At 64.4% G+C, this 19,765-nt stretch carries 22 protein-coding genes and 1 pseudogene; 14 read left to right on the forward strand and 9 right to left on the reverse strand.

Annotated elements, in window-relative coordinates; translation table 11 throughout:
- Positions 1-45: 45 nt before the first annotated feature.
- On the reverse strand, positions 46-1,230 hold the full coding sequence (locus tag HGI46_RS09205) for a hypothetical protein (RefSeq protein ID WP_168903941.1): 1,185 nt from the start codon (positions 1,228-1,230) through the stop codon (positions 46-48).
- A complete protein-coding gene (locus tag HGI46_RS09210; protein ID WP_240946676.1) occupies positions 1,223-2,227 on the reverse strand; it encodes a nucleoid-associated protein in 1,005 nt (334 codons plus the stop codon). Before HGI46_RS09210 ends, HGI46_RS09205 begins: the two co-directional genes overlap by 8 nt.
- Before the next feature lie 217 nt (positions 2,228-2,444).
- Between HGI46_RS09210 and HGI46_RS09215 the strand changes: the two genes are divergently transcribed.
- From HGI46_RS09215 to HGI46_RS09275, 13 genes are all read left to right on the forward strand, one after another.
- Positions 2,445-4,430 (forward strand): conjugal transfer protein TraG, encoded by a 1,986-nt coding sequence (locus HGI46_RS09215; RefSeq protein WP_168903942.1) that lies wholly within the window; start codon positions 2,445-2,447, stop codon positions 4,428-4,430.
- On the forward strand, positions 4,427-4,810 hold the full coding sequence (locus tag HGI46_RS09220; RefSeq protein ID WP_168903943.1) for a CopG family transcriptional regulator: 384 nt from the start codon (positions 4,427-4,429) through the stop codon (positions 4,808-4,810). The genes HGI46_RS09215 and HGI46_RS09220 overlap by 4 nt, the downstream gene beginning before the upstream one ends.
- A gap of 255 nt (positions 4,811-5,065) precedes the next feature.
- On the forward strand, positions 5,066-6,049 hold the full coding sequence (gene trbB, locus HGI46_RS09225) for a P-type conjugative transfer ATPase TrbB (protein WP_168903944.1): 984 nt from the start codon (positions 5,066-5,068) through the stop codon (positions 6,047-6,049).
- On the forward strand, positions 6,046-6,378 hold the full coding sequence (locus HGI46_RS09230) for a TrbC/VirB2 family protein (protein ID WP_118072665.1): 333 nt from the start codon (positions 6,046-6,048) through the stop codon (positions 6,376-6,378). The genes trbB and HGI46_RS09230 overlap by 4 nt, the downstream gene beginning before the upstream one ends.
- Positions 6,378-6,653 carry a VirB3 family type IV secretion system protein gene (locus HGI46_RS09235; protein WP_168903945.1) on the forward strand — a complete coding sequence of 92 codons (276 nt, stop codon included), beginning with the start codon at positions 6,378-6,380 and terminating at the stop codon, positions 6,651-6,653. The genes HGI46_RS09230 and HGI46_RS09235 overlap by 1 nt, the downstream gene beginning before the upstream one ends.
- 6 nt (positions 6,654-6,659) lie before the next feature.
- Positions 6,660-9,125, forward strand: coding sequence for a conjugal transfer protein TrbE (trbE, locus tag HGI46_RS09240; RefSeq protein ID WP_168903946.1), 2,466 nt, complete (start codon positions 6,660-6,662; stop codon positions 9,123-9,125).
- Between the two features lie 5 nt (positions 9,126-9,130).
- A complete protein-coding gene (gene trbJ, locus HGI46_RS09245) occupies positions 9,131-9,907 on the forward strand; it encodes a P-type conjugative transfer protein TrbJ (RefSeq protein WP_168903947.1) in 777 nt (258 codons plus the stop codon).
- A gap of 5 nt (positions 9,908-9,912) precedes the next feature.
- Entirely contained in the window at positions 9,913-10,233 is a 321-nt protein-coding gene (gene trbK-alt / locus HGI46_RS09250; RefSeq protein ID WP_168903948.1) for a putative entry exclusion protein TrbK-alt, read from the forward strand.
- Between the two features lies 1 nt (position 10,234).
- Positions 10,235-11,551, forward strand: coding sequence for a P-type conjugative transfer protein TrbL (trbL, locus tag HGI46_RS09255; protein ID WP_168903949.1), 1,317 nt, complete (start codon positions 10,235-10,237; stop codon positions 11,549-11,551).
- A gap of 3 nt (positions 11,552-11,554) precedes the next feature.
- Positions 11,555-12,238, forward strand: a complete 684-nt coding sequence (gene trbF, locus HGI46_RS09260) for a conjugal transfer protein TrbF (RefSeq protein ID WP_118072670.1) — start codon at positions 11,555-11,557, stop codon at positions 12,236-12,238.
- Positions 12,235-13,266, forward strand: a complete 1,032-nt coding sequence (gene trbG, locus HGI46_RS09265; protein WP_168903950.1) for a P-type conjugative transfer protein TrbG — start codon at positions 12,235-12,237, stop codon at positions 13,264-13,266. Before trbF ends, trbG begins: the two co-directional genes overlap by 4 nt.
- A complete protein-coding gene (locus tag HGI46_RS09270; RefSeq protein ID WP_168903951.1) occupies positions 13,263-14,459 on the forward strand; it encodes a TrbI/VirB10 family protein in 1,197 nt (398 codons plus the stop codon). Before trbG ends, HGI46_RS09270 begins: the two co-directional genes overlap by 4 nt.
- Positions 14,456-14,680, forward strand: coding sequence for a DUF2274 domain-containing protein (locus HGI46_RS09275; RefSeq protein WP_168903952.1), 225 nt, complete (start codon positions 14,456-14,458; stop codon positions 14,678-14,680). Before HGI46_RS09270 ends, HGI46_RS09275 begins: the two co-directional genes overlap by 4 nt.
- On the opposite strand, the gene HGI46_RS09280 is transcribed toward HGI46_RS09275, so the two are convergent.
- Positions 14,668-15,255, reverse strand: a complete 588-nt coding sequence (locus HGI46_RS09280) for a LysR family substrate-binding domain-containing protein (protein WP_240946698.1) — start codon at positions 15,253-15,255, stop codon at positions 14,668-14,670. The genes HGI46_RS09275 and HGI46_RS09280 overlap by 13 nt on opposite strands.
- On the opposite strand from HGI46_RS09280, the gene HGI46_RS22100 reads away from it, so the two are divergent.
- Positions 15,244-15,465 carry a hypothetical protein gene (locus HGI46_RS22100; RefSeq protein ID WP_240946708.1) on the forward strand — a complete coding sequence of 74 codons (222 nt, stop codon included), beginning with the start codon at positions 15,244-15,246 and terminating at the stop codon, positions 15,463-15,465. The genes HGI46_RS09280 and HGI46_RS22100 overlap by 12 nt on opposite strands.
- Here the strand turns inward: HGI46_RS22100 and HGI46_RS22105 are convergent.
- The 6 genes and pseudogenes from HGI46_RS22105 to HGI46_RS09305 all read right to left on the reverse strand — a co-directional run.
- A pseudogene (locus HGI46_RS22105) lies at positions 15,433-15,528 on the reverse strand (LysR family transcriptional regulator); the annotation flags it as partial. The gene HGI46_RS22100 and the pseudogene HGI46_RS22105 overlap by 33 nt on opposite strands.
- A gap of 167 nt (positions 15,529-15,695) precedes the next feature.
- On the reverse strand, positions 15,696-16,475 hold the full coding sequence (locus tag HGI46_RS09285) for a sulfite exporter TauE/SafE family protein (RefSeq protein ID WP_168903954.1): 780 nt from the start codon (positions 16,473-16,475) through the stop codon (positions 15,696-15,698).
- Positions 16,476-16,479: 4 nt separating this feature from the next.
- A complete protein-coding gene (locus HGI46_RS09290) occupies positions 16,480-17,397 on the reverse strand; it encodes an MBL fold metallo-hydrolase (RefSeq protein ID WP_168903955.1) in 918 nt (305 codons plus the stop codon).
- 62 nt (positions 17,398-17,459) lie between these two features.
- Positions 17,460-18,110, reverse strand: a complete 651-nt coding sequence (locus tag HGI46_RS09295) for a peroxiredoxin (protein WP_168903956.1) — start codon at positions 18,108-18,110, stop codon at positions 17,460-17,462.
- A 166-nt stretch (positions 18,111-18,276) separates the two neighbouring features.
- Entirely contained in the window at positions 18,277-19,542 is a 1,266-nt protein-coding gene (locus HGI46_RS09300; protein ID WP_168903957.1) for a TolC family protein, read from the reverse strand.
- Between the two features lie 12 nt (positions 19,543-19,554).
- On the reverse strand, positions 19,555-19,758 hold the full coding sequence (locus tag HGI46_RS09305; protein WP_168903958.1) for a DUF2892 domain-containing protein: 204 nt from the start codon (positions 19,756-19,758) through the stop codon (positions 19,555-19,557).
- Positions 19,759-19,765 lie beyond the last annotated feature (7 nt).

The following is a 19,765-nucleotide window of genomic DNA, read 5'->3' on the forward strand; positions in this document are numbered from 1 at the left end:
AGATGGATTTACCCGCGACAATGGCTGCCAAGATGCCCAGGCCTGTTAGCTGGGCAAAAAGCAGGCCATCGACCCTCGGGGGGTCATCATCAGATAGGCCATGGTGGCAAGAGCGGCACCGACCAGGGCAACGCAGCCCACAATCGTCAAAACGCACCGATGCCAGCTTACCCGCTTGTCGAGCTCGTTGAACATTCCGACAAAATCGTCATGGACGGCTGCGTGATCGCGCTCAAGCCGCTCGCGCTGGCCCTTCATATCCGTGCCGATCGCCTCAAGCGTATGCCTCTGGTTCCTGACGGCCAGCCACAACAAACCGACAAATACCCAGGCACCGAGCAGCACGGCTGTGTTCGTCCAGAACGTGCTGTCACACTGACCCGGGGCCTTCAATTGCGATGCAACCACGATCGTCGCCACCGGTATCCCGAGCAGCTGGCCTTGGATGTCGCTGATCGTCTTGTGAATCTTGCCGATGTAATCCAGGCGGGCGGCTTCAATCTCCTTCTTGATCCGTGAATAGGAAAAGCTGGAGACAAACATCCGGTAGCCTTTCTCCACCTCCTCGCAGAGGTGATCAAGGTTGGCGACCAGATGGACGAACCGGCGGGTACTTGGCTGCGCACGCGTCATCTCGATCACGGCATCCGCCAGCAAGCCGTACTTCTCGTCCGTATGGATCTGGCCGTCCAGAACCCGGCTCAGACGCTGAGAGAGCTGCTCGAGCGAGGATGGAAGATCAGCCTCGGCGAACTCAACTGGTATCGCGATCTTGTCCGTGCCGATAAAGACCAGTTCCCGCTGCAATTCGCTCACATAGGTTGCAGAATTGCGCAGCGCGGCAATGATGTTCAGCAATGCCCGATAACGGGCCAACGCTGGGGGAACCGGTTCATCACCTGGCGCATAGCCGGGATCGATGACATAGTAATTTTCCGGTTCGACGAATGCGGCCCCGGGTGTCCTGAACAAAGCATCGAAATTCTGGCAGAGATATCCGATTTTGTGGCTCGGTGAGGCGATATTGATACGAACTTCTTGGCCGACATCGAACTCAGCAGCCTCAACCAAGCTGATCTGGACCTGATCGTACAAGTCCTCGTCGCTCTCGACCGCGCGGAGCGTAGCTGCAATCTCTTCGCTGGCGACATAGAGAGCCCCACCGCCATTGCCGTCAAAACGGGTATGGCGATACAGCGCTACGAGGTCAGCGAAGCGAACGTCAGGCACTGCCAAGCCCTTCGGCACGCAACTGCGACACGAGGTCTTCAGGCAGCCCGGTCAGTGTCAAGGTATTGGCATTCGCGTCGTAAATGACGGATCGGTTGCTGACCGCGTCACGGTCAAACTCGACCTTCCATTGCTTCGTGCTGCCACGAAAGCGGACCAGAGAAGCCAATGCGCGGCGATCGGGTATGAAGCCATCGCTGAGGCCTCGGTCCGTATGAGCCAGGTGATCCTTAAGGGGCTTGGGATCCTTTGGCATCAACTCATTCGCAAGAGCCTCGAATTCGATTTCCTCACGATTTCGGGAAGCACGTTCACAAATGGCCTTCGCACGTGCCAGGAATTCATTCCCTTCCACTTCCGGCATGCCTGTTTCGGCAACGAATTCCTTCAGAGCATTGACGAGATTGGTCGTGTCCACCCGGTCTTGCACAACTGAATCGCAGCCCAGGAACTGGCGGAAATATTCCGAAACATCCCCTTTCCCCTTCAGGAAGCTGATGTACCGTTCTTCCTTCGCCGCCCAAGCCGTGAGGTTGATACGCCCCGCGAACCGGAAACCTTCAAGATCGAGATGGCTGACATCCTTCATATCGCTCTGCGATGTAAGCGCCGCGCTCAACTTGTCGGACACGATCGCCACAAGCAGATAGTCACGAGCCTCCCGTTGAAAGTGGGCAAACAGGACATGACCGCCGGTAGAAGCTGATCTCGCTTGGGCCTCATGCCGAAGCGTTTCCATCATGCGCGTCGTCAGGCGGAGGAAATCCTGTTCGGGATCCTCGACATAGTCCCGAACCTGATCCTCGGTGGGATAGCCTTCAGCCGTGGTGAACTTGCCGTGGCTCTTTGTGGCTCGGCGATTGTAGAGATCATACAGCTCATCGATCACCCGCTGCGTGGTTTTCGTCACAGCCAAGGTCTTCGTAGCCGGCTTGACTTGGTAGGCGCCGTCATGACGCTCCAGATCGTGAACGGCCATTGCTACGATTTCATTCAAGGCCGTACTCCATTATCGATGAAAGCAGATCGGCATGGGCATAAGCCGACATTGAAAATGAGTAGTAAATTTCGTGTCCAGTTCGCAATGGCCGATGCCCGAGAGCAGTAAAATTTTCACCGAACCCTTGTTAATCCTTCGCCACGCTGCGGCCCATGACAATCTCGTATTGAAGCCTGTCTTTTGTCTGACCAGCGTTCCCTGAAGGAGCGCAGTCATGTCAGGAACCCGCATTCTCTGGGGGCAGATCACAACCGTTCTGCTCATCGTGGTGGTTGGCGTCTGGGGTGCCACCCAGTGGACGGCGGCGGCCCTGGGATATCAGCCCGAGCTGGGAGCACCGATGGGCTTTGCCTTCGGTCACCCGGTCTATCCGCCACCCGCGATTTTCTGGTGGTGGTTCAGCTTCGAAGCTTATGCCCCGGAGGTCTTTGAAACGGGCGGCATGATTGCTGCCGCCAGCGGGCTTGCCGCCGTCGTTGTCGCCATTGCCATGTCGGTCTGGCGGGCGCGCGAATTGAAACGGACCGAGACCTTTGGCTCCGCGCGATGGGCCGATGGGGCCGAAATCACTGGCGCGGGACTGCTGGGCGATCACGGCGCCGTGCTGGGCCAGTACGAGCAGAGCTATCTTCGCCACGACGGTCCGGAGCACGTTCTCTGCTTCGCGCCGACCCGCAGCGGCAAGGGCGTCGGGCTTGTCATTCCGACCCTGCTGACCTGGCCTGCCTCAGCCATCATCCACGACATCAAAGGCGAAAACTGGAACCTGACAGCCGGTTTCCGCTCGCAGTTCAGCCGGGTCCTGTTGTTTGACCCGACGAATGCCAACTCGGCAGCCTACAACCCCTTGCTGGAAGTCCGGCGCGGTGTGGCCGAGGTCCGAGACGTTCAGAACATCGCGGATGTCCTCGTCGATCCCGAAGGCTCACTTGAACGCCGCAACCACTGGGAGAAGACCAGCCATTCGCTGCTCGTCGGCGCAATCCTGCATGTGCTCTATGCCGAACCGGACAAGACCCTGGCCGGCGTGGCAGCCTTCCTATCGGACCCCCACCGCACCATCGAGGCGACGCTGACCGCCATGATGGCAACGCCGCATCTGGGAAAAGCCGGTGTTCATCCGGTTGTCGCCAGCGCTGCCCGCGAACTGCTCAACAAGTCCGAGAACGAGCGATCCGGCGTCCTGTCGACCGCCATGTCGTTTCTTGGCCTCTACCGGGATCCGGTTATCGCGGAGGTCACCCGGCAATGCGATTGGCGGATCACGGACCTGGTGACGGGCAAGCAGCCGGCCACCCTCTACCTCGTGGTGCCGCCTTCCGACATCAGTCGGACGAAGCCGCTTATCCGCCTTATCCTCAATCAGGTCGGACGGCGGCTGACCGAAGAACTGGAGGCCAACAGCAAGCGGCACCGCGTCCTGTTGATGCTGGACGAATTCCCCGCGTTGGGCCGGCTCGACTTCTTCGAAAGCGCCTTGGCCTTCATGGCCGGATATGGCCTCAAGGCCTTCCTGATTGCCCAATCACTGAACCAGATCGAGAAGGCCTATGGCCAGAACAACGCGATCCTCGACAACTGTCATGTACGGGTCTGCTTCGCGACGAATGACGAGCGCACCGCCAAGCGAGTATCGGATTCGCTCGGTACTGCCACGGAAATGCGGGCGATGAAGAACTATGCCGGACACCGGTTATCTCCCTGGCTCGGCCACCTCATGGTGTCGCGCTCCGAGACGGCCCGGGCCTTGTTGACGCCGGGCGAGATCATGCAACTGCCCGTCGACGACGAGATCGTGATGCTGGCCGGGCTGCATCCGATCCGGGCCAAGAAGGCGCACTATTTCAAGGATCGACGATTGAGCGCGCGCATCCTGCCGCCGCCAGAGTGCAGGAAGGCACCACCGAATATCGCAAATGCCGGTACCTGGGCGGATATGATCATCCAGTCCCCAACAGCGCAGAAGCACCCGGCTCCGACGGACGACGACGATTGTGACGCGGACAATGGCGGCATCAGGCGGGAGCCGGAACTGCCGGAGCATGAGGAAATCATCCTCCCGCCGCGCGTGGTCAGCGAATTCGAGTTTGAGGAACCGATGATCGAGGAAGACCTGGCGCAAAGCCGGCGGCAAGCTGATCGCATGCGGACAGTTGCCCGTCAGGCGGCGCTTGACCCTGGCGACGGGATCGAACTGTGAAGCGCACCCGCCACACCTTCCGCCTGCCGCCGCAGCTTGCCGACCAGCTGGCTCACTACGCTTCACGCAAGCGGGTTTCGCAGGCAGCCGTCGTCGAAGCAGCGCTGGCATCGTTCCTGTCGCCAGACAGTTCCGAACGCATGGAAGCCGCCTTCAGCCGGCGGCTGGACCGGATTTCGCGGCAACTCGACAAGCTCGATTACCATGTCGAGGTCGGCAACGAGGCCATCGCCCTGTTCGTGCGGACCTGGCTCATCTCCAACCCGGCCTTGCCGGACAGCCAGCTTCCTGCCGCGCAGGCCCAAGCGCAGGAGCGGTTTACGGCTTTCGTCTCAGCCCTTGCACGGCGGATGGAGAGTGAGCAGCGCCTGGCGCGCTGAAGGTTGCGGCCCTGCCCATGGGCCAGGACGTTTCTGACATATGCGACGCCTTATGTCAGAAACGGGCCCGGAATCTGAATTAGGGTACGACGCGCCAAACGCTCTGGTTCCCTCATCGCCGCTTACGCCAGTGCTTCTATGGGCACGCTGCGCCTTGCTCGCAGCAAATGCTTGTTGCCCTGCCGTGATCTGATGCCCTTTTGATCTGCCTCGTCACGCGGGCCGGTTGTCGGTGCGCGCAATTGCGAGGCAGCGATGAGCGTCATTCCGATCCGGTCCGAGGCAGCAACGCGCGGTGCGCGCATGCTCCGCACGGCGCTCGGCCCTGAAATCGGTGCCTGGCTGGAAGAGCCGGCGGTCATCGAAGTCATGCTCAATCCCGACGGACGACTCTGGGTCGATCGGCTCGGGCTTGGGATTGCCGATACGGGCGCGGTGCTGTCCGCCGCCGATGGTGAGCGGATCATCCGCCTTGTCGCGCATCATGTGGGTGCTGAGGTGCACTCAGGCGCACCACGGGTCTCGGCGGAATTGCCCGGGACGGGGGAGCGGTTCGAGGGGCTGTTGCCGCCGGTGGTGGCAGCGCCCAGCTTCGCGATCCGCAAGCCGGCAGGCACGGTGTTCACTCTGGCGGACTATGTCGCGGCCGGGATCATGCCGACGGCATTCGCCGATGCTCTTGCTGCCGCGGTCGCGGCGCGGGCCAATATCCTCGTCGCGGGCGGGACGTCGACCGGCAAGACGACGCTGACCAATGCGCTCCTCGCCGAGGTCGCCCGGACCGGCGACCGGGTGGTGCTGATCGAGGATACGCGCGAGCTGCAATGCGCCGCGCCCAATCTGGTGGCGCTGCGCACCAAGGATGGCGTAGCCTCGCTTTCCGATCTGGTGCGTTCGGCCCTGCGGCTGCGCCCCGACCGGATCCCCATCGGCGAGGTGCGCGGCGCCGAGGCGCTCGATCTCCTCAAGGCCTGGGGCACCGGCCATCCCGGCGGGGTCGGAACGATCCATGCCGGCTCTGCGCTCGGCACGCTGCGGCGGCTCGAGCAGCTGATCCAAGAAAGCGTGGTCACGGTGCCGCGCGCCCTCATTGCCGAGACCATCAATGTCGTCGCCGTGCTTGTTCGCGACGGCACCGGCCGGCGCCTTGCGGAACTGGTCCGCGTCGAAGGCCTCGATGCCGCGGGCGACTACCGCCTCATCCCCCTTGTTCCCCCAACCGAAGGAGAATGCCCATGACCCGAACCCTTGCCCGCGCCCGCAATCGCGCGTCCGCGATCATGCTCGCTGCCGCCGCCGCCCTAGTCACGGTCATGCCGGCCCATGCCGCCGGCTCGTCCATGCCGTGGGAAGCCCCGCTCCAGTCGATCCTCGAATCGATCCAGGGGCCCGTCGCCAAGATCGTCGCGGTGATCATCATCATCGCCACCGGCCTCGCGCTTGCCTTCGGCGACACCTCCGGCGGTTTTCGGCGGCTGATTCAGATCGTCTTCGGCCTGTCGATCGCCTTTGCGGCCTCGTCCTTCTTCCTCTCGTTCTTCTCGTTCGGCGGCGGAGCGCTGGTCTGATGGAGACTCCGCCGCCTGGACTGCCGCTGGGTTACGTCGTGCCCGTCCACCGGGCGCTGACCGAGCACATCCTGCTCGGCGGCGCGCCGCGCGGCCTCGCGATCGCCAATGCGACGCTGGCCGGTGCGATCGGGCTTGGTCTGCGCCTGTGGATCGCCGGTCTCGTCCTCTTTGCGCTCGGCCACATGGTCGCAGTCTGGGCGGCCCGGCGCGATCCGCAATTCGTCGATGTCGCCCGGCGGCACCTGCGCTTCCCCAATTTCCTGAGGGTGTGACGCTCCATGTTCTCGCTTCGCGAATACCGGAACAAGGCTGACCGCCTCGCCGACTTCCTGCCCTGGGCGGCGCTGGTCGCGCCCGGCGTGGTGCTCAACAAGGACGGCAGCTTTCAGCGCTCTGCCCGCTTCCGGGGGCCCGATCTCGACAGCGCGACCCCTGCCGAGCTCATTGCGACCACTGCGCGTCTCAATAGCGCGCTGCGCCGCCTCGGTTCGGGCTGGGCAATCTTCGTCGAAGCGGTGCGCCGCCCAGCGCAGGACTACCCGGAAAGCGACTTCCCCGATCCGGCCTCGGCCCTGGTCGAGCGTGAGCGCGCCGCCCAGTTTGCCGAGGAAGGCGCCCATTTCGAGAGCCGCTATTATCTGACGCTGCTGTGGATGCCGCCCGCCGAGGATGCCGCGCGGGCCGAGAGCTGGCTCTACGAAGGCAAGGCCCACAAGGGCGTACAGGCGCGTGAACTGCTGGAGCTGTTCAGCGATCGCACCGACCGGCTGCTGCGCCTCATCGAAGGTTTCGTGCCCGAAGCCGCCTGGCTGGGTGACAGTGAGACACTGACATACCTCCACAGCTGCATCTCGACCCGCAATCATCGGGTGCGCGTCCCCGAGACGCCGATGCATCTCGATGCGCTGCTGGCCGACGAACCGTTGACCGGGGGTCTCGAACCCAGGCTCGGCCAAGCCCATCTGCGCACCCTGACCGTGGTCGGCTTTCCGAGTGCGACGTTCCCGGGCATCCTCGACGAGCTCAATTCGCAAGGCTTCGCTTACCGATGGTCGACCCGGGCGATCATGCTCGACAAGACCGATGCGACGAAGCTACTGGGCAAGATCCGCCGCCAGTGGTTCGCCAAGCGCAAGTCGGTTGCCGCGATCCTCAAGGAGGTCATGACCAACGAGGCCTCGGCGCTGCTCGACAGCGACGCCTCGAACAAGGCCGCCGATGCCGATGCGGCGCTGCAGGAACTGGGCTCGGACCTTCAGGGCATGGCCTATGTCACGGCCACGGTCACCGTCTGGGACGAAGATGCCGCCATGGCGGCGGAAAAGCTCCGCCTCGTCGAAAAGGTCATCCAGGGCCGCGATTTCACGGTCATCGTCGAGGGCATGAACGCGCTCGAGGCATGGCTCGGTTCGCTGCCGGGCCATGTCTACGCCAATGTCCGCCAGCCCCCGATCTCGACCCTGAACCTCGCCCACATGATCCCGCTCTCCGCAGTCTGGGCCGGGCCGGAATGGGACGCCCATTTCAGGGCGCCGCCCCTATTCTATGCCCGCACGGAAGGCTCGACCCCGTTCCGCTTTGCGCTCCATGTCGGCGATGTCGGCCATGCGCTGATCGTCGGACCGACCGGAGCGGGCAAATCGGTCCTGCTCGCGCTGATGGCGCTGCAGTTCCGGCGGTATGACCGCGCGCAGATCTTCGCCTTCGATTTCGGGGGCTCGATCCGGGCGGCAGCGCTCGCCTGCGGCGGCGACTGGCAGGATCTCGGAACCAGTCTGGCAGGCGATGGCGCCGGCGCTGTCATGCTCCAGCCCCTTGCGCGGATCGACGAGCCTGCCGAGCGCAACTGGGCGGCGGAATGGCTCCAGGCGATCCTGACCGGCGAGGGCGTAACCGTCGATCCGGCGACCAAGGAGCATCTCTGGTCGGCCCTGACTTCGCTCTCGACCGCGCCGGTTGCCGAGCGCACGCTCACCGGTCTTGCCGTGCTGCTCCAGTCGCAGGCCCTGAAGCAGGCGCTCGCGCCCTATTGCATCGGCGGGCCCTTCGGGCGGCTCCTCGATGCCGAGGCCGAGCAGCTTGGCGAAGGCAAATTCCAGGCTTTCGAAACCGAAGGGCTGACCGGTTCGGCCGCCGCGCCTGCCGTGCTCTCCTACCTTTTTCACCGCATCGAAGGCTGCCTTGATGGCTCGCCGACCCTCATCATCATCGACGAGGGCTGGCTGGTCCTCGATAGCCCGGCGTTCGCCGCCCAGCTGCGCGAGTGGCTCAAGACGCTGCGCAAGAAGAATGCGAGCGTGGTCTTTGCGACCCAGAGCCTTGCCGACATCGAAACCTCGGCGATCGCGCCCGCTATCATCGAGAGCTGCCCGACCCGCATCTTCCTGCCCAACGAACGGGCGATCGAGCCGCAGATCCTCTCGGTCTACCGCCGGTTCGGCCTCAATGACCGGCAAATCGAGATCATCGCCCGCGCGGCCCCCAAACGCGACTATTACTGCCAGTCAGCCCGCGGCAACCGCCTGTTCGAACTGGGCCTCGGCGAGGTTGCACTCGCCTTTGCCGCCGCCTCCTCGAAGACCGACCAGCTGGTGATCAGCGAGCTGACCGAGACCCATGGCACCGCAGGTTTTGCCCGGGCCTGGCTAAGGCATCGCGGTCTCGCCTGGGCCGCCGACATGCTTCCCGCAGATCCTGTTTCCCCCGCCCGCAGCGATCAAGCTGTGGGCCAACCCAAGGAGTAGTGCCCATGAAATCGCCCCGTAAACCCCCGGGCCTCCGGCCGATCCTCGCGGCAGGCGCGGCTGTGCTGTCACTCGGTGCGGCTGCGATCATGCCCGCCCCGGCCCATGCCCAGTTCGGGTTCGGCGGGATCGTCTATGATCCCACCAACTATGCCCAGAACGTGCTGACGGCAGCCCGCACGCTCGAGCAGATCAACAACCAGATCCGCATGCTGCAGAATCAGGCAACGCAGCTGATCAACGAAGCGCGCAACCTGCAGGCCCTGCCGCTGACCGTGCTCGAGCCGCTCCAGCAGCAGATCCGGCAGACCCAGCAGCTGCTGAGCAAGGCCCAGGGTATCGCTTATGATGTCCAGGCGATCGAGCGCGAATTCGCCCGCAACTATTCGCCCGCCAGCCTGACCGGATCGCAGCGCGACATGGTCCGCAACGCTCAAGAGCGCTGGCGCACCAGCGTCGGGGCCTTCGAGGATGCGCTCAAAGTACAGGCCGGAGCCGTGCAGAACATCGAAGGTGCCCGCACCGCCGTGCAGAGCCTGGTCACTGCCAGCCAGTCGGCCACTGGCGCGCTTCAGGCAGCACAAGCCGGAAACCAGCTGCTCGCGCTGCAGTCGCAACAGCTCGCCGATCTCATCGCGACGATGGCGGCAATGAACCGGGCCCAGGCGCTCGATGCCGCCAATGAAGCTGCCGCCAAGGCCCAGGCCCGCGAGCAGCTGCGCCGCTTCGTGGCGCCGGGCCGCGGCTACGTGCCGGTGAGCACGAAGCTCTATCGGGACTGAACGCCATGGAGACCAAGCTCTTCGCGCGGATCACAGCCGGAGCCTTTGTCGCTGTCGCGCTGACCATGACCGTGCTGACCATGCGCGAAGAGCGAGAGGTCCCTCTGCCCGAGATGGTCACCGTCTGGGAGCCGGACGGCGATCCGCTGCCCGCACAGCTGAAGGCCTGCGCCGCCATGGGCGAGCTTGCGCTGTCGTCACCCGATTGCCGCGCGGCCTGGGCCGAGAAGCGGCGGCGCTTCCTCGGGATCGAAGGCGGAGAGCCGTCACCGGCCCCACAAGCCGAGCCGCCGCACCTTCACCAACCGTCAGTACAGGACCAGTGACATGGGTGGCACCGGCGTCGTCGACCGCTTCCTCGACATATTCTCACGCTACATCGATTCCGGTTTCGGCCTGCTGTCGGGCGAGGTCGCTTTCATCGCGACCACGCTGATCGTCATCGACGTGACGCTCGCCGCGCTGTTCTGGACCTGGGGCGAGCAGGACGACGTCATCGCCCGTCTGGTCAAGAAGACCCTGTTTGTGGGGATCTTCGCCTACATCATCGGCAACTGGAACAACCTCGCCCGGATTGTCTTCGAGAGCTTCGCCGGCCTCGGCCTCAAGGCCAGCGGCACCGGCTTTTCGGCAGGCGAACTGCTCCAGCCCGGCCGTGTCGCCCAGGTCGGGCTCGATGCCGCGCGGCCCCTGATCGAGGCGATCTCGGATCTGATGGGCTTCGTCAGCTTCTTCGAGAATTTCCTGCAGATCATCATCCTGCTGGTCGCCTGGGCGCTGGTCGTCATCGCCTTCTTCCTCCTCGCGATCCAGCTGTTCGTCACGCTGATCGAGTTCAAGCTGACCACGCTCGCCGGTTTCGTGCTCATCCCCTTCGGCCTGTTCGGCAAGACCGCTTTCATGGCCGAGCGCGTGCTCGGCAATGTCATCTCGAGCGGGATCAAGGTTCTCGTACTGGCGGTCATCGTCGGCATCGGCTCGACCATCTTTTCGGAATTCACCAGCGCCATTCCGGCCGAGCCGACGATCGAGGATGCGCTCTCGATCGTGCTGGCGAGCCTGACCCTGCTTGGTCTGGGCATTTTCGGTCCCGGCATTGCCAACGGCATTGTCGCTGGCGGACCGCAGCTTGGCGCAGGCGCCGCTGCCGGAACCGCGCTCATGGCGGGCGGTGCTGCTGCCGGAGCTGTCGCCGGTGCGAAACTGGCAGGTGGCGCGGTTGCCAGTGCGGCTTCCAGTGTTGCCCATGGCACATCGCGCGCCGCCGGCGGCGCCACCACCGCCTATGCCATGGGCTCGGCGGGCAAGAGGGGCGCAGCTGCCGTCGGATCCGGCATGGCAGCGGTCGGTGACGCTGCGCTCGGCGCAGCAACTTCGCCGCTGCGCAAGGCCGGTGAAGGCATGAAGCAGTCATTCCGCGATGGCGGCCGTGCCGCGATCACCAATACGGGCGGCACGATTACCCCCGGTCCCAACACTCCGCCGCCGCCGCCAACCGATGGCGAAGCCGGCCCGCCCGCCTGGGCCAGGGCCATGAAGGACCGGCAGACCATCACTCACGGCGCGACCATCGCTGCCCACACACTCAAGGCCGGCGACAGCAGCGGTGCCGGCGCTTCCATCGATACCTCGGAAAAGGACTGACGCATGTTCCGACGACCCTCGATCCGCTACGGCAGGACTCCCGAACCCGAAACGCCCTACCAGCGCGCCGCCCAGGTCTGGGATGACCGGATCGGATCGGCCCGCGTTCAGGCCCGCAACTGGCGGATCGCCTTTTTCGGCGCGCTGGGCCTGTCGACCTGCCTGACCGCCGGGATCATCTGGCAGGGCGCACGCGGCAGCATTGTGCCTTGGGTGGTCGAGGTCGACAAATTGGGCGAAGCCCAGGCCGTGGCCCCTGCCGACGCCGGTTTTGCACCGTCCGATCCTCAGGTCGCTTTCCACCTCGCGCGCTTCATCGAGCAGGTCCGCAGCATCCCCGACGATCCGATCGTCGTGCGCCAGAACTGGCTCAGGGCCTATGATTTCGCGACCGACAAGGGCGCGCTCGCCCTCAACGACTATGCCCGGACCAACGATCCCTTTGCCCTCATCGGGCGGGAGCAGGTTGGCGTCGATGTCACCAGCGTGATCCGCGCATCGCCGACCAGCTTCCGGGTCGCCTGGGTCGAGCGCCGCTACCGCGACGGTAGTCTCGCCGAGACAAGCCGCTGGACCGCGATCCTCACCACCGTGGTCCAGCCCCCGCGCACTCCCGATGCCCTGCGTAAGAACCCGCTCGGCATCTTCGTCAATGCCATCAACTGGTCAAAGGAACTCGGATCATGATCAGTCAGACCCGGCGCGCGGCGCGCGCCCTGACCTTCGCTGCCCTCAGCTCGAGCCTCGCGCTCGTCTATCCCCTGCAGGCCCGGGAACACCCGGCGTCCCCGCCTGCCGCGCCTGCGACGGTCAGCGAGACATCGCAGGCGCCTGCTTCGGGCGCCCGGGTGGTGGCGATCCCCGTACCGCTGCCGCTTCCCGGTCAGCTCAAACCCTTGCCGCAGGCGGAGCCCCCCGCTGCGGGCCGCTCCCGCCTGACCCGGAGTCACCCCGCTCCGCGCGATCAGGTGGGAGCGGCAAACGATGCCGCGCGGGTGCAGCCTGACCGCACCGGCTTCGTCAACGCGATCCAGCTCTATCCCTTCACCAGGGGCGCGCTCTATCAGGTCTATGCCAAGCCTGGGCAGGTCACCGACATTGCGCTTCAGCCCGGCGAACGCCTGGTCGGATTTGGTCCGGTTGCTGCTGGCGATACCGTGCGCTGGATGATCGGCGATACCGTCAGCGGCAGCGGAGCGAGCGAACAGGTCCACATTCTGGTCAAGCCGATCCGGCCCGACATCGCCACCAATCTCGTTATCAACACCGACCGGCGCACCTATCATCTCGAACTGCGCGCCAACCCTTCCGTCTACATGGCCTCGGTTTCCTGGGCCTACCCGGAGGACGAACTGATTGCCCTGCGGCGGGATCGTGCCGAGGCTGAGCGCGCCGCGCCCGTTGCCGCAGGCATGGACCTTGCCAATCTCAACTTCGGCTACCGGATCGCAGGCGACAAGCCGACCTGGCGACCGCTGCGTGCCTTCGATGACGGCACGCGAGTCTTCATCGAGTTTCCGGAAAGCATTGCGCAAGGCGAATTGCCGCCGCTGTTCGTGCTGGGCGCGCGCGGCGAGGCCGAACTGGTCAATTACCGCGTCTCGGGACGCTACATGATTGTCGACCGGCTCTTTGCCGCTGCCGAGCTCCGGCTCGGCGGGCGCAAGGGCCAGGACAAGGTGCGGATCGTCACCGCGCGCCGGGGCCGGTCATGACCGGGGCGGCCGACAACGAAAACCGGGAGCAGCCGCTGGTCGATCCCGAAAGCGCGGTGAAGCTGCGCGGCGATCCCCCGCGCGTCATGCGCCTGTCGCGCAAGGCCATCGGACTTGCCTCGGCTGCTGCCTGTGCGCTGGTCTGCGGTGCCCTGATCTACGCCCTCCAGCCCGAGGGACGAAAAGGTGCCGAGGAACTCTACAATACCGATGGTGTCGCCGTGGCCGACAATCTCGCCGGCGCGCCCAAGGACTATGGCCAGGTGCCCAAGCTCGGTCCTCCGCTCCCCGGTGACCTTGGCAAGCCGATCCTCGATGCCCAGAAGCGCGGCGATGTGGCGGCCCTGCCGCCGGCAGGTTCCGGGCCTGCGCCAAATCCCGCTGCCGATGCAGCCGCAGCTGCCAGACAGCGCGCCGAGCAGGAACGCGAAGCGGCTCGCGGCAGCCGTCTGTTCTTCGCAGGTGGCACAACCGGCTCGGTTGGCGGGAGCTTGGCCAGCCCGCCTGCAGGAGGCGACCCGCCAAGCTCTGCGCCCGCTACGGCCCCTTCTTCCGATGCCGCGCGCCGGCAGGCCTTTCTCGACCGAGCCAGTGACCGGCGAACCGTTTCTTCCGAGCGGCTCGTTGGCCTCGCAGCCCCTGCGATCCTCCAGGCCGGTTCGGTCATCCCGGCGGCGCTGATCACGGGCATCCGTTCGGACCTGCCCGGGCTGGTGACGGCCCAGGTGACCCAGAACGTCTATGACAGTCCGACGGGACGGATCCTCCTGATCCCGCAAGGCGCGCGGCTGATCGGCGACTACGACGCTGATGTCGCCTTCGGCCAGAACCGGGTTCTGCTCGCCTGGAACCGGCTGATCCTGCCTGATGGCCGCTCGGTGGTGCTCGAGCGGCAGCCCGCCGCCGACACGCAAGGTTTTGCCGGGCTGCAGGACGGCACCGATTACCACTGGGGCGGGGTACTCAAGGCCGCGCTGGTCTCGACCCTGCTGGGCGCTGGTGCGGAACTCGGCTCAGGCGATGATGGCAACCTGGCCCGCGCGTTCCGGCGCGGCACACAAGACAGCATCAATCGCGCCGGCGAGCAGATCGTCAGCCGGGAGCTCAACGTGCGGCCGACATTGACCATCCGGCCCGGCTTTCCGGTGCGGGTGCTGGTGACGCGCGACCTTATTCTGGGAGCGGGCCAATGACCCGCCTTAAGCTTTCGGACATTGCCGACGAAAAACCGGTCCGGCTGACAATCGAGCTGCCCGCGCGGCTGCACCGCGAGCTGTTGGCCTATGCGGCAGCAGTGAATGGTGGGGCCGCGGCGGGCGCGCCGACGGTCGAACGCCTGATTGTGCCGATGCTGGAACGATTCGTCGCCAGCGACCGCGCCTTTGCCAAAGCGAGACGTGCTCAGGCCGGATAACGCTCGTTGATCATCGTGAAAAAGCGCTGCAGCGCGGGGTTCTCGTTATCCTCGCGCCAGTAGAGGGCAAAGTCGATCCGGGCGGTGCCGCCATTGTCATAGATGTCCCGGAACTGCAGCTCCGGCCATGCAACCCCCATCGAGGCTTCGGTGGCGATGGTGATGAACCGGCCGACCGGGACCATGCTTAGCACGCTCTCGAGGCTGGTTTCCTGGGTGATGATGTTGGGGCGATAGCCTTGCCCTGTAACGCGCGCGGTGATCAGATTGCGGATCATCTCACCGATTCCCTGGCGCGGGACGACAAAGATCTCGCGGCGAAGATCGCCCCAGTAGATCCGGCTTTCCTCAAGCAAAGGATGCGCAGGATAGAGCGCGGCGACAAGCCGCTCGGACCAGACCGGGCGCGAGGCAATCCCCTGTTCCTCGCTGCCGTGCGGGGCGATCGCAACGTCGATCATCCCGGCTCTGAGATCGCTGCAAAGCTTGTCCGGATCGCCTTCGACCCCGTCGAACTGGACATCGGGAAACCTGGTCAGATAGTCCGAGAAGGCAGCCTTGACATGGCCGGCCATCAGCGAGGAGCAATAACCGACAGCAAGGCGGCCCTGCTCGCCGTAACCGACCGCCCGCGCCGTGGTCTGAAGATTATCGAGATCGGTAATGATTCGGCGTGCGGTCTCGAGGAAGACCTTGCCGGCTTCGGTCGGTTCAGCGCCCCGGGTCGTACGCCCGAACAGTTTGACGCCAAGTTTGTCTTCGAGTTGCAGAACGCTTCGGCTTAGCGTGGCTTGTTTTACATTGAGTCTGGCCGCCGCTCTCGAGAAGCTGCGAAGGTCTGCGGACATGACCGCGAAACGGAGCTGACGAATTTCGACGGTCACGCTAGATCAGCTCTCCTGTTCACGGCGAACAGTGTTGAGAAGTGTTCGCCGATTTCGCAACCAAAATGTATTCATAATAGATATTTATTATGGGGCGGAGACATCGATGCCGCAGGCGGCGGCATTCGTAATTACCGAATTGCACTTTGCCACAGCATGTAGATTGCCACGACGAAGATCAGCCCTGCGAACAGAGTGTTGAGCAGCCCCTTCATTGCGGATAATCGCTGCGACAGCAGTGTTCCTGCGATGCCTCCCGCGACGCCGCCCAGGATGAAGACACCCGCGAGGGCCCAGTCCACGAGTCCCGACAAAGCGTAGTTTACGGCTGCCGTCAGCCCGAAAGCGGTGACGGCCACGAGCGACGAGCCGACCGCGTTGCGCATGGGCATCGCAGTCGATGCCATCAGGGCCGGAACGATGAGAAAACCGCCGCCAATCCCGAAGAAGCCGGAAAAAAGCCCAGTGCCAAGGCCATAGCCCATCACTTTGGGCGCATTTTCGCGGCGGCACTGGACGTCGGGATTTCCCGGATCCTTGCGGTTGCGGATCATCAGGGCACCAACCACCAGCATGAGCAAGGCGAACAGGAACAACAGGCGCTGCCCGTCCGTTGCCTTGCCCAGGGTCGAGCCAGCATAGGCCCCCGCAACCCCTGCCGCAGCAAACATTCCGGCGCACCGCCATTTGATCGTCCCGGCCCGGGCGTGCGGAACGAGATTAGCTGCCGCATTGGCCGCGACCGCGAGGGCGCTGGTGCCGATCGCGACATGGGGCTGCGGCACGCCGACCAGATAGACCATCAGCGGGACGGCGAGGATCGAGCCGCCCCCTCCGACCAGACCGAGAGTGAACCCGATCAGACCGCCGGAGCCGGCACCGAGCAGGTACTGGATGGTGTCGAGCGCCATCGCCTTAGAGCTGGTTCAGCGGAAGCTTGAGGTAGCTGACCCCGTTTTCTTCCGGCTCCGGGAAATGCCCGCCGCGCATGTTGACCTGGATTGATGGCAGGATCAGGCGCGGCATATCGAGCGTGGCGTCGCGTGCCTTGCGCATGGCCACGAAATCGTCTTCGCTGATGCCGTCGTGAAGATGCACGTTGCTGCGGCGCTGCTCCGCGACCGTGGTTTCCCAGGCATAGGTGTCGCGGCCTGGCGCCTTGTAGTCATGGCACAGGAACAGGCGGCTGGCCTCAGGCAGGCTCAGCAGCCGCCGCACAGACCGGTAGAGGATATGGGCATCCCCGCCCGGAAAGTCGGCGCGGGCAGAGCCATAGTCCGGCATGAACAGGGTATCCCCGATGAAGACGGCATCGCCGATGACATAGGCCATGTCCGCGGGAGTGTGCCCGGGAACATGCAGCGCAATGGCTGGAATGGAGCCGACCGAGAAACGGTCCCCCTCGTCGAAGAGATGGTCGAACTGCGAACCATCGCGGGCAAAGCGGGTGCCCTCGTTGAAGATCTTGCCGAAGACGTTCTGCACGGTGAGGATGTGGCGACCGATCGCCAGCCTGCCGCCCAGCTGTTCCTGCAGATAGGGTGCGGCCGACAGATGATCGGCATGGGCGTGCGTTTCCAGCAGCCATTCGACCTCCAGCCCCTGTTCGCGGACATAGGCGATCACGGCATCGGCCGAAGTGGTGGACGTGCGCCCCGATGCCGGATCGAAATCGAGCACGCTGTCGATGATCGCGGCCTTGCCGGTCGCAGGATCGGACAACACGTGGGTTACAGTGAAGGTTGCTTCGTCGAAGAAGCTGCGAACCTGGACCGCCGCCGGATCGGCCTGCTGCACGATCTCTGCTGCGGCGGCAATGACGGGGTCTGACATGCGCATTCCTTTCCTGGCTGGTTCCCGGCGGCGCTTGCGCGCCGCCGGTTGCCTGGCCTTGCTCAGAGGGTCTTGGTGCTGAAATACCAGTCGACGTAGTTGTAGCCTTCGCCAGCGCGGGCTTCGGCAGCCGCTGCGGTCTGCGGCGGCGATACAATCACGTCCTGACCGGGCTGCCAGCCTTCGGGTGTGGCCACCTTGTTGGCGTCGGCCGTCTGCAGGGCCTGCATGAGGCGAACGAACTCCGCGATCGAGCGGCCGTTCGACATGGGGTAATAGACCATGGCGCGCAGCGTGCCTTCGGGGTCGATGAAGAACGTGGCACGCACGGCCTGGGTGTCGGACGCCCCCGGGTGGACCATGCCGTAGGCGGTCGCCACCTTCATCGAGATGTCCTCGATGATCGGGAACGGGATCTCGACGCCGAACTTCTCCTTGATCGAACGAACCCAGGCAATGTGGGCGTAGTTCGAGTCGATCGAGAGGCCGAGCAGCTCGGTGTTCATTGCCTTGAATTCATCGGCATGGCGGGCAAAGCCCATGAACTCGGTGGTGCAGACCGGGGTGAAGTCGGCCGGGTGGGAGAAGAGGACGAGCCACTTGCCCCGATAGTCGGCCAGCGAGCGCTGGCCATGGGTGGTCTTGGCGCTGAAATCAGGTGCCGGTTCGTTGATGCGCGGCATTGAAGCGATAACGGTTGCTGTTTCGGTCATGAGTACCTCCTTGGCTTGGTGAAGCCTTAGGTATCGGTATTTAGTAAATTAGTAAAATATGATATTTAACTTACCGTAATCGCTTTTTCCGATCCGGGGTGTCCCCGTGTCCCTTGGGGCACTGATTGCACCCAGCCGCACATGGCTGATGACGGGGCACAGTGCTTCAGGGCTGAATATTGCCGGTCAGGGCGTTGAGGCGCCAGGCGGCCACGGTTCGCATGCCTTCGGCTTGCAGGAGCGCCGCTTCCGCCTCGATTGCCTCGCGTTCGGCATCAAGCACCGCAAGTGTGGGCTTGGCTCCAACCTGGGCTTCCAGGCGGGTTCCCCGCAGGGCTTCAGCCGCCGCATCGCGCCGCAGGAGAGACGCTTCTGTCATGCGCCGCGCCGTGGTCAGACCCTGCCACGCGTCGATGACCATGCCTTCCAAGGTCTGATCGGCCTGCCGCAATCTTGCCTCGCTGGCATCCAGATCGGCGTCGGCCGCGCGGGTTTGCGACGCAACGCGCCCGCCTGCCCACAGAGTCCACCGCCCGCGGACACCCACGGCAACCGAGTCGGCCTTGTATCCGGGGAAGAACTGATCACGCACATGAGCGGCCTCTGCGAAGGCGCCGATCATGGGCATGCCTTCGGCCTTGGCGGAACGCACTCCGGCACGAGCAATATCGACCCCCGCTTTCGCCTGGCGCAGCGCGGGGTTGGAGGCCCTGGCCATGTCCATAGCTTCGTCAAGCGTAGGCGGAGTGGCAGGCAATTGCGGCAGCGGAGCGAGATCTCCGGCGGGCTTGCCAACCAAACGCTGGTAAGCTGCTTCCGCTGAAATCCGCCGCCCTTGTGCCTGCGCGAGCCCGGCATCGGCTTCTGCCTTCCGCGCGCGCGCCTGGGCCAGTTCAGAACTTGCTATCTCGCCGGTGCGATAGCGCAATCCGGCCTGACGTTCTGTTTCAGCAAGCGCAATTGCCAGCGTGTTGTAGCGCGCTTCCAGCTTCCTTGCGGTCAACACCTCGGTATACGTGCTGACCGCAAGCACGACGGTCTGCAACCGGGCCTGCTCGGCGCCGAACCGCGCCATGTCCGCCCCGCTGCGAGCCTGGTCGATGGCGGAAGACACCCGTCCGCCCGCATATATCGGCATTTCTGCCGTTGCCTGCACGGCGAGCGGAGAGACATTGTCTGCCGGAATGCCGAAGAAGCCGCCATTGTCGATCCGGCCGGCGCCATAGGAGCCTTCGACCCGTAGCAGCGGATTTCCCTCTGCCTTCGCGCGATCGAGGCGCGCTTTCGCCGCCGCTTTTCCGGCCTCGGCTTCGACAAGCGTGGGGGCGTTTGACAAAGCGCCGGAAATCGCGGCGGCGAGGTCCTGGGCCATGACCGGGGGGGCGGACAGGCTGCAGGACAGGGCAATCAGGGAAACAGCAAGGCGGCGCATGGCAAACTCACATCAATGGAAGGCGGAACCGGGCCGGACACCCAGCTTCTTGAACACCATGGCCGCCGGGCAAAAGCCGGTGAAGCTGGCTTGCAGCATGTTCAGGCCAGCAAAGATCGTCAGGCCGATCCACCAGGGATGGACGAAGATCGCGAGCGCAACGCTCAGCAGGACGACGAACCCGGCAAAGCGCAGGACAACAACATCGAGGGTCATGAACGGT

Source organism: Novosphingobium sp. ERW19 (assembly GCF_012641315.1).
In the GTDB taxonomy this organism is placed as follows: domain Bacteria; phylum Pseudomonadota; class Alphaproteobacteria; order Sphingomonadales; family Sphingomonadaceae; genus Novosphingobium.